At 39.1% G+C, this 11819-nt stretch carries 10 protein-coding genes; 2 read left to right on the forward strand and 8 right to left on the reverse strand.

Annotated elements, in window-relative coordinates; all coding sequences use genetic code 11:
• Positions 1-14: 14 nt before the first annotated feature.
• The 3 genes from BUA72_RS03940 to BUA72_RS03950 form a co-directional block, all read right to left on the reverse strand.
• Positions 15-1400 (reverse strand): TolC family protein, encoded by a 1386-nt coding sequence (locus tag BUA72_RS03940; RefSeq protein ID WP_072921871.1) that lies wholly within the window; start codon positions 1398-1400, stop codon positions 15-17.
• Positions 1401-1467: 67 nt separating this feature from the next.
• A complete protein-coding gene (locus BUA72_RS03945; protein ID WP_072921872.1) occupies positions 1468-1872 on the reverse strand; it encodes an HYC_CC_PP family protein in 405 nt (134 codons plus the stop codon).
• 170 nt (positions 1873-2042) lie between these two features.
• A complete protein-coding gene (locus BUA72_RS03950; protein ID WP_072921873.1) occupies positions 2043-3428 on the reverse strand; it encodes a T9SS type A sorting domain-containing protein in 1386 nt (461 codons plus the stop codon).
• A gap of 184 nt (positions 3429-3612) precedes the next feature.
• On the opposite strand from BUA72_RS03950, the gene BUA72_RS03955 reads away from it, so the two are divergent.
• Both BUA72_RS03955 and BUA72_RS03960 read left to right on the forward strand, forming a co-directional pair.
• On the forward strand, positions 3613-4179 hold the full coding sequence (locus BUA72_RS03955) for an NfeD family protein (RefSeq protein ID WP_072921874.1): 567 nt from the start codon (positions 3613-3615) through the stop codon (positions 4177-4179).
• Positions 4180-4210: 31 nt separating this feature from the next.
• The gene (locus BUA72_RS03960) at positions 4211-5779 is read left to right on the forward strand and encodes a flotillin family protein (protein ID WP_047449622.1); all 1569 of its coding nucleotides are present in this window, start codon (positions 4211-4213) and stop codon (positions 5777-5779) included.
• 60 nt (positions 5780-5839) lie between these two features.
• Here BUA72_RS03960 and BUA72_RS03965 read toward each other — a convergent pair whose 3' ends face one another.
• From BUA72_RS03965 to BUA72_RS03980, 5 genes are all read right to left on the reverse strand, one after another.
• A complete protein-coding gene (locus BUA72_RS03965) occupies positions 5840-6547 on the reverse strand; it encodes a barstar family protein (protein WP_072921875.1) in 708 nt (235 codons plus the stop codon).
• Between the two features lies 1 nt (position 6548).
• Entirely contained in the window at positions 6549-7376 is an 828-nt protein-coding gene (locus BUA72_RS03970; protein ID WP_072921876.1) for an SIR2 family NAD-dependent protein deacylase, read from the reverse strand.
• Positions 7377-7700: 324 nt separating this feature from the next.
• A complete protein-coding gene (locus tag BUA72_RS03975) occupies positions 7701-10739 on the reverse strand; it encodes a choice-of-anchor I family protein (RefSeq protein WP_072921877.1) in 3039 nt (1012 codons plus the stop codon).
• A 142-nt stretch (positions 10740-10881) separates the two neighbouring features.
• Positions 10882-11037 carry a hypothetical protein gene (locus tag BUA72_RS24350; protein WP_156122708.1) on the reverse strand — a complete coding sequence of 52 codons (156 nt, stop codon included), beginning with the start codon at positions 11035-11037 and terminating at the stop codon, positions 10882-10884.
• Positions 11034-11687, reverse strand: a complete 654-nt coding sequence (locus tag BUA72_RS03980) for an NAD-dependent epimerase/dehydratase family protein (protein ID WP_072921878.1) — start codon at positions 11685-11687, stop codon at positions 11034-11036. Before BUA72_RS03980 ends, BUA72_RS24350 begins: the two co-directional genes overlap by 4 nt.
• Positions 11688-11819 lie beyond the last annotated feature (132 nt).

An 11819-nucleotide genomic window follows, 5' to 3' on the forward strand; every position in this document is an offset into this window, starting at 1 on the left:
TTTCTGTTTTTGGGTTAGTGAATAATGGCTTTGGTGATGATCGAAATGTCACCTTTTGAAGCAGCAATGAGTACGGTGGCCTGCCATGAATTGTTTTTAGCAATTTCATAATTGATCTCAGCACGGTTCAGCAGGTATAAAGCCTGCGTAAAATCCACAATGGTGGTGAGTCCGTTCTCATATAAAGCTTTCTGCTGGTGGTAGGCATCTGTTGCGGCTTCCATCTGTACTTTGGCTTCCGTTACTTTAGCCAAAGCATTTTTGAATTTCGATTCTGCGAGACTCTGTTGATTGGTCAGCTCCTGTTGAAGCACCTGGTGGTCAAAATCCAGAGTCTTAGTCATCAGTTTTTGTTCATTAACCTTAGAACTGTTCCTGTAAAAATCGGTAAGATTCCAGCTTACATTCAATCCGAAGATATAATTCATCCGGTCTACGCCGGCTCCTTTTAAATACGATGGAGAATAGGCGGTATTATCCTGAACATAATTCCATCCAAAGCCTGATCCGCGTCCCTGAAAAACCCCGAAAAGAGAAAGAGATGGAAGTCCTGTAGTCAACAAATGAGCTTCCTGAATCTTGCTTTTATTCAATTTTTGGGTGATGAAGAGCATATTCGGATGTTGTTCCAAAGAAGAATTTTCAGAGGTTGTTAAAGGAATATTTTCACTGAAATAATGGTCCAGCTGATACTCTGTGAAATTTTCAGCTAAAAGATCTGCCAATTTTTTATTGTACTCCAGAACATGATCATCGGCATTAATAATCGCGGTCCGGGCATTAGACATTTCCGCTTTTGCAAGTGAGGCATCCACTTCCGGAATTAATCCGCTTTCTGCCCTCGCTTTGGCAATGGTATAGATTACTTCGGTGCGTTTATGATTTTCCAGCTGTACATTTTCCAGCCGCTGGCTTACCAAAAGATTAAAATAGGCACCGGCTGCTTTGATCTGGTGCTGAAAAATTTCCTGGCTGAGATCAGATTTCTGAACTTCCACATCGGCTGTTTCCAGCTGTTCTTTGGTTTTCAGACGTCCGAAGGTGTAGACATTCCAGTTGACATTAGCCAAATATAAACTTCCAAATGCAGCATTCCAGTTCTGTTCTGCCAGAGGCATTGAGGTAGAAGCTACCCCGAGACCGCCCTGGCTGTACATTGGGCCGTTCTGTGCATTGATGGTTCCGAAGTTTTGTTGTGCCATCAGGGTAACCTCAGGCAGGTAATAGGTTTTCTGAAGATTGAGCCGTTCATGGGAAGCTGCGATATTCACTTCCTTTTTTTTGATAGACTGGTAGTTTTTCCCGGCTTTCATCAGTACATCCTCTAAGCCGGTCTGCTGTCCAAAGAACATGGCGGGGCAGCCCAGCAGTATGATGAGGGCATTATATTTTGAATTCATAAGATTGATTTAGAATGAATATTGAAAATAGGATCCCGCATTCGGGATGACAAAATTCAATACGATTCTAAATTCTGTAAACGCAATGGAGAATGTAGAGGGAAGGATAATTAAAGTGATCTTCGGCGAAATCAAAGAGGGTGGAAGTCTTTTCTGAGTATAATGCTGAAACTTCGAATACCGTTCCCAAATTATGATAGGGAATAGAAGCCGCGAGAAATTTAACCGGTAAGTTTTTGTGGGAAGAGGTCAGGTTATCTGCTCGGTACACCTTTTTGACTTCTAATTTGCAGCATTTTCCGTGGTTTTTCTCTTTGTTGCTACTGCATTTTGGACAGTCCATATCGGACAGGTTTTTTAGTCCTACGTGGAGTTCACTTGAATTTCCCTTACATACATGCTTACTCGTAGTAAATCCCGAAGAAATTATTACGTAAAGAAGCAGGAAAAACAGGTGGAATACTCTTTTCATTTCGCGGGATAAAATTAGAGGTAATCCAGGATGTGGTGTTATAGAATTCTGGCGGAAGTTTATACTTTTACGGATTTTTCAAGGGATGAAATCAATAAAGCCCGGATTATAAATCCAAGCTTTAAGTTTTTAACTGAAAAAGTATATATGATTGCTGCTTTACGGCATCATTAATTTTTCATCAGCTTTTTTGTTATTATTTTTCCGCTAACAAATTCTGTTTTCAGGAAGTAAATGCCTTTCGTGAGAGATGAAATGTCAGAATTATTTTCGCTTAAAGTTTTTAGCAGTTTTCCGTCTGAAGAGTACAGTTCGATTTTTCTTATTTTCTCTTTTGAAGAATACACCAGATTCGATTTGGCTGGATTTTCAAACGAAACAGAGCTTTCATTTTGGACTTCATGCGCTGATAAAACAGATGCAGATGCATTGTATTTTGCGACTACATAATGCCATGTATTGGTGGCGGGGTCTTTTTTGTCACCTCCTACATAAACGGTATTATCTTCTGCCAAAACGGAAGTATAATTTCCTTGAGTGAGGGCTGTTTCTTTATAGGAGTTTTGAGAATTTAGAGGGATTATATTCCCTGAATAATCATAGCTTACGATGAATGGAGTGTCTGTAGAAGATGTTCCTACAAAATATATTCTATTTCCCGCAAAGCCAAAGTTCGTGTACACATCAAGCGTATTATTGTCATGAGTCAGTGAAGTGATATTAGACATAGTTCCATTAGGATTAATGTTGTAGAAAACATCGCTGTCTAAATCCAAGGTGCGGATATTGCTGCCCGGAGCCTGTTTTGAAAAGTAATTTCCTGAATCCGGGTAGGTAAAGGTTCCATTGGTCCCAAAAGTACTAACAGGCGTTGAAGTGGTACTTATTTTATCAATTTTATTGTCGTAAAAGGCAAGTATATCAGAATTCGACAGTTGAATATTTCCACTGTTAGACTGGCTGATACTTCCATTATTGCCGTAGGAACTATCGATACTTCCATTCGAAGATAGCTTAATGAACCTGCTTCCTGTCGTGAGAATGATTGAGTGATCAGCAAGAACGACCGTATTGTTATACCTGAAGCCGTTCATTCCGTCATGAGAGGTTTTAAATTCGCCATTATTTCCAAAACTGGTATCTAAAACACCATTAAGATCATATCTCAGAATACTTGTTTCAGAAGAAGCATCATTGGATGTTTTTTGAAAAGTTACCAGAATTTTATCATTTCCCTGGGATATGACATTAAAATCACTTATATAATCCGGGAGTGTTAATACTCCGCTATTTCCAAATCCTGTGTTTAAAGTGCCATCAAGATTTAATTTGTAAATTTTATTGGTAGTCATTAATCCTGATGAGGCAATGTCTTTTCCATAAGCAAATATTTTATTGTCGGAACTCAATGAAATTTGAAGATCATCTGCTTCACCAATCAATGGAAACGAAACAATACCTCCATTTCCGAAACTGGAGTCTAAATGAATGGTCTGAGCATTGATGTTCATGTAAAAAACAGACATCAGGGCTAAACTCGTAAAAATTTTATTCATAGTTATAGTAAAGCCGCGAAGGTATTGAAAAATTATCCCCTTTGAAAGGACTTTAGAGCGTTTTCAGATAAATAAAAATGGCTTTTTTTAAACCATACAAATCGATATTCTATAGGTCTGTTTTATGCCGTTTTTTATTGGTTTTATTGATTTTTTTTAATTATATTTGTGAAAAACGCATCTTATGTTTGAATTTCTGCAAAATCTAGAACCGCTTCAGCAGGGGTTCTGGTATACGGCCATCGCAGCCAGCTTTATCTTTCTGATTCAAACGGTTCTTACTTTTGTCGGAGGCAGCCACGGAGATGTGGTTCACGCTGATTTTAGCGGTGACAGTCATGCTGACAGTCCTTTTCAGTTATTTTCTTTCAGAAACCTTATTAATTTTCTTTTAGGGTTCGGATGGAGCGGCGTGGCATTCTATGGATCCATAGGAAATAAGTCGCTGCTGATTTTTGTTTCTGCGCTTGTAGGGGCTGGATTTATCTTTTTATTCTTTATCCTTATCCTTCAGATTATGAAACTCACGGAAGACAATACCTTTAAAATGGAAAATCTTATCGGTAGAGCAGGAGAAGTCTACCTTACGATTCCGGGAGATATGAGCGGCAAAGGAAAGATCACGATCTCTGTGAACGGAACCAGCCATGAACTTCCCGCTATGACTGAAGAAAAGGAAAATATTCCGTCCGGTGGTTCTGTGAGAGTCACTTACATCTATGACAAGATCCTTGTCGTTTCAAAAATTTAATTCATTATCAACCATTATATAAAAACTATTTATGGCAATACCAGGAAGTCTTATTTTAACATTAGTCATTGTACTTGTACTATTCGTCACATTTTTAGCCCTTATTTCGAGGTATAAAAGATGTCCGTCGGATAAAATTTTGGTTATTTACGGTAAAACGGGCGGCACCTCAGCAAAATGTATCCATGGAGGCGGTGCTTTCGTATGGCCGGTTATCCAGGATTTTGCTTATCTTGATCTGAAACCTATTTCTATCGAGGCTAATCTTACCAATGCTTTATCCAGGCAGAATATCCGTGTAGATGTACCGTGTAGATTTACCATCGCCATTTCTACGGAACCGGATTCTATGGGAAATGCAGCAGAGAGATTATTGGGATTGGCTCAGGAGCAGATTCAGGAACTTTCCAAAGATATCCTTTTCGGTCAGCTTCGTTTGGTGATTGCTACGATGACCATTGAAGAGATCAACTCAGACAGAGATAAATTCTTAGACAATATTTCTAAAAACGTAGATACGGAATTAAAGAAAATCGGTTTAAAGCTGATCAACGTGAACGTTACGGATATCAGAGATGAATCCGGATATATTGAAGCTTTGGGTAAAGAAGCGGCTGCAAAAGCGATTAACGAAGCCATCATCAGTGTAGCTGAGCAAACGAAGATCGGGGAAACCGGAAAAGCAATTGCCGACAGAGAAAAGGATACGCAGATTGCCGAAACACAAAGAGACAGAGATGTAAAAATTGCCATCACGCAAAAAGATAAAGAGATCAGTATTGCCTCTGCCATAAAAGATGAATCCATCGGTAAGGCAGAAGCTGCAAAAGAGTCAAGAATTGCAACCTCTCTGGCGAACTCTATCGCTGTAAAAGGGGAAAACGAAGCCAAAATTACCATCGCGAATTCTGATGCCGAAAGAAGAGAAAAAGAAGCAGAGGCATTAAGAATTGCAACCGCTGCAGAAAAAGTACAGGCTGCACGATCTTTGGAGGAATCTTACCTTGCTGAACAGAAAGCGGAAGTTGCGAGGGGAGAAAGAGAACGTTCTACCCAACAGGCGAATATTGTAGTACATGCAGAAATCGCAAAACAAAAAGCCATCATTGATGCACAGGCAGAAGCTGAGAAAATCAGACTACAGGCAAAAGGGGAAGCAGATGCTATTTTCGCTAAAATGGAAGCGGAAGCAAAAGGTCTTTATGAAATCCTGACCAAACAGGCTCAAGGTTACGATAAAATTGTACAAGCTGCCGGTGGTGATACCAACAGTGCCTTCCAGTTGCTGTTAATTGAAAAACTTCCTGAATTGGTTAAGACCCAGGTGGAAGCTGTTAAAAATATTAAAATCGATAAAATTACGGTTTGGGACAGCGGAAACGGCCAGGACGGAAACGGTTCTACCGCTAATTTTGTTTCAGGAATGATGAAAACAGTACCACCATTGAACGATCTTTTCAATATGGCAGGTCTTAATTTACCGGAATATTTAAAAGGAAGACCGGAAGAAATTCAGAAGGAAATTGTCATGGTTCCGGAAAAGAAAGAGAAAAAGAATTTTGATGATATGAATCCGGAAGCTGAAGCTCCTAAGGCATAATTGAAATATTGAAATAGACTTGGACTCAGGCGGAAAGCGAAGCTTTCCGCCTGAGTCTTTTTATTCCAGAATAACTTTTACATTATGATCTGCAAAAACCTGAAGTATTTCATCAAATTTAGTTTTAAATAATTTTTTGCTTCTCTTATGATTTAGCCATTTTAATTCTGATATAGAGTTTACCCCAAAATCACCACGCAGGCAGTCAAACAAGGCATAAATCCCTCTTCCAAAGTATCCTCCTATACCATTAACTTCTTCTCCTAAAGCACAGAAGAAGCTGTCCAAATTGTGAAATTTATTTCCATCGATCTCAATACTGATATTTTCTTTCACTTCATCTATTTTCATTGTGTGAAGTGCATAGACAAGCCAGCCTTGTAATTCTTCTTTCCTGAAATTTTTCCAGATATTTTTTTCTGTAATTTCATTATTTAATCTCATCTTCATTGCTTTGTGGTAGCCTGGAGGATTGCTCCATACCCGCCCCATTAGAGTAATATTGTTCTTTTTTGATTTTATTACTTTGATATTACCGATAAAAGTTCTGGTTACAATAGATGTATCATCAAGAAAACATATGAAACCGTTGTTTTCATAGATCCTTTCAGCATTTTCTATTGCTGATACTAAATTAGGAACATTGTCTACATTAATAAGTCGTAGGGTACGGTAAATAATACCTGCTTTATGTTCAATATTTTTGACATCATCCATATAAGCAATAATCTCAGGTTCTGTTTCAGTATCAAAGGCAAATCCAAACATTTTAATGGGCAATATTTTTAATAATCTCCTTAATGGTTTTTAAAACATCAGTAGACCTTTCTCTGATGATCACTGCGTTTTTTTTATCCCTGATCAGATCCGTGAAATTATTGTCTTCAGTATTGATGTCCACAATAAAAGCTCCATATTTCAAAGCTGTTTCAGCAATAGCTATGGGAAGACTGGTTGCGCCGGAAGTTCCTACAATAAAAAGAATACCGCTGTTTTTGGCCACTTTCAGGGAGCCGAATCTCTTATTTGTTTTTTCATCATAATATTCATCAAACCACAGAATATTGGGACGCATCCAATGGCCACAGGTTTTGCAGGTCAGAAGAGAAATATCATTTTCTGTGAGATCTTCTTCAAGGTTTTTGCCTTTTATTTCTTCAGGAAGAGCTATAATTTCCTTACAACCATTTGAGCACTTGATTTCTCTGTTATTTCCATGGATTTCATGAATCCTTTGATTTCCGGCACGACGGTGAAGATTATCAATATTTTGAGTAATCAGATGAAAACGGTCCTGTAGGATATTCTCAATTTCAGATAATTCAAAATGACTTTCATTAGGCGTTGCACTTTCAAACATTTTCTTTCGGAAAAGAGAATACTGTAGAACCTCTTCAGGATGTTCTTTAAAATACCTGAGTGTTCCGAATTCTTCAGGCTTGTGAAACTGAGTTCCTTTCACCCAGATTCCATCAATTCCCCGATAGGTAGGAATTCCACTGTCGGATGAAATTCCGGCACCGGTAAGAAAAGTAAAAAGATTTCTTCTTTCTTTGTGATAAACTTCTCCGATAATGCTTTCCAGTTGTTGTGTCATGAAGATGATTAAAAGCCTAAATCTACTGAATTTACAGTTCAAAAAACAAAAAAAGCCCCGGAAAATCCGGGACCTCATCAACTGAATTATATATAAAGTATTTCTATTGGTATATCAAGATGTCAGATGTCAGACACGAGACATGAGACTTTAGGTTAAGGCTGAGATTGAGAAACGTCAATGGTCAATTTTGCTATGCTAGTGAATAGTGAATTATAGATTCAATAAATAAGAACCAAGTTTTCAGACTGACAAAGTTCAAAACTTTCAAACCCTCAAACGCTCCGACTCTCAAACTCGTATCCCGAATCCCGCAACCTCTCACTATTTCACAATCACCCTCTTCACATGTCCTTCCGAAGTTTTCACAAGATAAACACCCGCAGAAAGTTTTGAAGTATCTATGGTTAAAGCATTTTTCTCTTTTCCAAGCATTTTTCCTGACATGTCATACAGTTCATAATCCTGCGCTCTGTTAAAGTATAGAACATTTCCTTTCGTGACAGGATTAGGGAATACATTGAAGGTTGCTTTTTCAGTTTTCACTTCACCAGTTCCCAATGTTGGAGTAGACACCACTTCATACATGGATAATGTTCCGCTGATCTCGTTGGCAACAATGACATAGCCTTTTCCGTTTGTTGTATTTCCCGGAGCGATGTATGTAATCCCTTCAGGACCGTTGTCACCACCATAAGCTGAGGTAGAACGTGAATGTTTATAGTCTGTAAACGTAGGGTTGTTAGGGTCTGCAATATTATAAACCATTACCCCTCCGGTTCTTTCCAGAGTGATGAACGCATAAGTCTGTCCATTGATGGTCGCTAAAGCTACTCCTTCGGGTTCAGGACCTTTCGCACGGCTTCTGTTTTTGGCACCGTTGGCTTCATTGTCTGCATTAAAGATCAGGGGATGTTTGGCTGCGATATATCTTTCAAACCGGTCACCGCTGTCGTAAACCAATTGTTTGGTATCGGCATTAAAAATAGAGAATGAACGTGCTCCCAAAGCTGCAATTTCTTCAAAATCTGTATCCGCATCAGTATTTCCTGTTGCACTGGACACTCTGAATCTGCCTAAATTATGAGATGCTTTTAAAACGGATGCCTGTGGGAATAGAGCAGGATCTAGAGTATAGGTATTTGCTCCCACAGTAGTTCTTTCGCTGTATCCTGAAAGATCTTTTTCATCACCTTCATTAGCCGTTACGATATAATTGGTGTTTCCTATTTTGTAATTCTGAACGGCATCCGGAATATAGTAGGCTTTCACCGGCCAGTTAGCGATAAGTATTTCACCATTGTTATCCGAAGCATCAAAACCGTTACCCGGAAGACTCATGTCTTTTTTGCCTAATCCCCAGATTCCGGAAATTGTTTTTGTGGCTAGATTAATTTCTGCTACAGCATTGTTTTCCTGAAGTGTTACCCAGGCTTTCTGACTGTCTGAGCTTATTGTCACATATTCAGGTTCAAGATCCTGAGAAAGCGTATTGTTGGTTCTTACTTTTCTCAGTCCTGTGGCCACTAAAGCAGTGGTCTGAGAATCGAAACTATTAAAATTAAGCGTTGTGACATTACTTTGTGGCAGATTTGCGATACCGCCTGAAATATCAATAATGCTGATGGTTCCCTCAGGATCTACAGTATAAGCATCATTAGGCTCACCTTCATTGGCTGTGATCACTTTTGTTCCGTCCGGAGTGAACGCCACCATATCAGGAAGTGCTCCCACAGTCACTTGTTTCAGGAAGTTTCCGTTAATGTCAAAAAAGACTACAGAGCCATTCTGCTGTGGATCAGCATTCGGGGAAGCCGTTGCAATGATCCCGTTTTTAACGGCGATACTTGTAATCCCGCCATACGGTGCCATGTTCACTGTTTTGACTACAGAAAGAGCATTTGGATTAGTGAAATCAATGATGTCAAATACATCCGTGATGGAACTGATGGTAAATAACTTCTGGCTGGCCGGATCATGAACTACAATTTCTGTAGAACTGTTGTTGTTTCCGGAGGGATCAAAACTTGCAACATAGTTCAGCTGAATCTGTCCTGAAGGAACCGGTGCAGGTTTATCATTGTCCACAATATAAACAGTAGCCGTATTATCTCCGGAAATAGTTGTCCCGGTAGGATTTTCAAGGCTTACCACAAAATATTCTGCCTGCTGCTCTTCCAGTGTATCATCGATGATCGGAATATTGACCGTATAACTTGTTGTAGAAGGAGTGATATTGATGGTCTGATTGGCTAATGTAAAATCATTGCTGTCGGCAGTACTGAACGGTGCCGGTTTTACTACAAGATTAACTGTAGCAGCCGAAGGATTGGTAACATTGATCTTGAAGGCCAGGCTTCCTGCATTTTCATTTACTTTAATGAAGTTTTTATCAAGAGAAACCGTGGTTCCGGCCGTTGTAAAGGTGCTTGATGTCAATGCTGTAACTCCATTATCACTTAAATCTTCAACCGTATTGGGTTTAAGAGCCAGATAATACGTCTGTCCGGGAATAAGTGCAGCCGTAGGAATGACTGTGATTTTATTATTACTGAAAGTCGTTGTGAAGGGAACTGAAGTACCTGAAGCATTTCCTACACGGAAATCTACAAGGCTTTGTGCATTAGAATCGGTGATCGCGGAATTGTCTGTAAGTCTTACATTTTCATTGAAAGAAATTGTTGGATTTACAGTGGTAGAAGCATTATTTGTGTTTTGAGCGGGAAGATAAGTGGTTGTAGGAGGGGTTGTGTCGGCACCTCCGGATGCTGTGGCATCCATTGTAAAATTATCAAAACGGTTATTCCCTCCCGTTCCGCCTCCTGTAGCGGAGAATTCTACCTTTAATTTAAAATTCGGGTTATTGGAAACGCCTGAAACTGAAGAAAAATCAAAAGTCATAAGCTGAGGATTGGCATCCTGTGGATTGATGGTCTGATAAGGAACAAAAGTACTTCCATCCGTTGAATAAGACCATGATTGAGTTCCCGCGCCCTGTCCGGATCTTCTTGTCGTAAATTTAACAACAGCATTCTGATACCCTGTCGTAGGAAGATTGAACTGTAAAGTGCCCCCAATGGGATTATTGAATCTTAAATGGGTTCCGGCCGGATCGCCGTTTCTTGTATTTAAATTATCAATACTGAAATTCTGTCCGGTACCGCCTGCAAAATCTATTTCGCTGGTTCCTCCGGCTATGGCAGCTAGAGATCCGCTTACCAAAGTGGAAGAGGGAGTCGTGATGGATGCTGAAGATGTATTGTTGTTAAAATTCCAGTAATGGATCAGTGTCTGTCCGAAAAGCCCTCCCTGAAGGAAGAATGCGGCAATGACAGATCCTTTTAATAGATAGTTGTTGGTCATTTTTTACTTGCATTAGATTTATGCAAAAATGAACTTTATACCGCGCAAGTATTTTAATGGAATTTTAATAAATGTTTAACAAACAGGTAACGGTTGCTGTTGAAATGAAATATAAAACAGCAAAACTCTTCGTTTTGTTAATTTACTTGCTGACTTTGCTTCCTGTAATATTCATGGTTTTATTCACAGATGCTTTTTCATCCAGCGGATGTTTCTGCATATAAAAATAGCCTGAAACTGCTGTCAGGACTAGAAGAACAAAAATGACCAGAACAATTCTTTTTACCATATCTCTCATATTGCTAAATTTTTAATGTCCCTGATTTCCAAAACTGATGTGGGGTAACCTTTGCGCACGCCATTGATCATTGCTTTGCCCACTTCGTGTAAAGTTAATGATTTTGACGGTAAAAAAACAGGAAAAATCCAAATAATAGGTTTAAAGAACCATTTTACATGTATTTGACCATCAACGGGTTTCATGAATCCCGGACGGAAATTGAATGCATTTCTAAAACCTAATTTTTTCAATGCATTTTCAGTTCTGCCTTTTACCCTTGCCCACATCTGCTTTCCGCTTTCTGTGCTGTCTGTATGAGCTCCTGATACATAATTGAAAACCATGTCCGGATTTTGGTTCAGAGCAACCTTTGCAAAATGAACGGTGGTATCGTATGTGATCTTTGTATACTCTTCCTCATTCATTCCCACGCTGCTGATTCCTGCACAGAAAAAGCAGGCATCATATCCTTTCAGGTTTTCGTCGTTGAGATCTATGGCCAGGAAATCCGGAACTAAATATTCTTTAAGCTTTGGATGTGTTTTTCCGGAAGGTTTTCTGCTTACGCTTAGTATTTCTGAAACATTAGGATTTTCAAGGCATTCCATTAAAACACCTTCGCCTACCATACCGGTTGCACCTGTAAGAATTATTTTGATCGGATTCATTTTTTTCTGTTGATATTATGCATGACGTACTAAGATATAGTATTACTTTAAATGTACAGTAAAAAAATTACATTTCTGAAGAAATTATGAATGAGGAGCGCTTACATAACACAAAAACCGGCCAAAAGATGA

Origin of the sequence: Chryseobacterium sp. OV279 (genome assembly GCF_900128945.1) — a bacterium.
GTDB lineage: Bacteria > Bacteroidota > Bacteroidia > Flavobacteriales > Weeksellaceae > Chryseobacterium.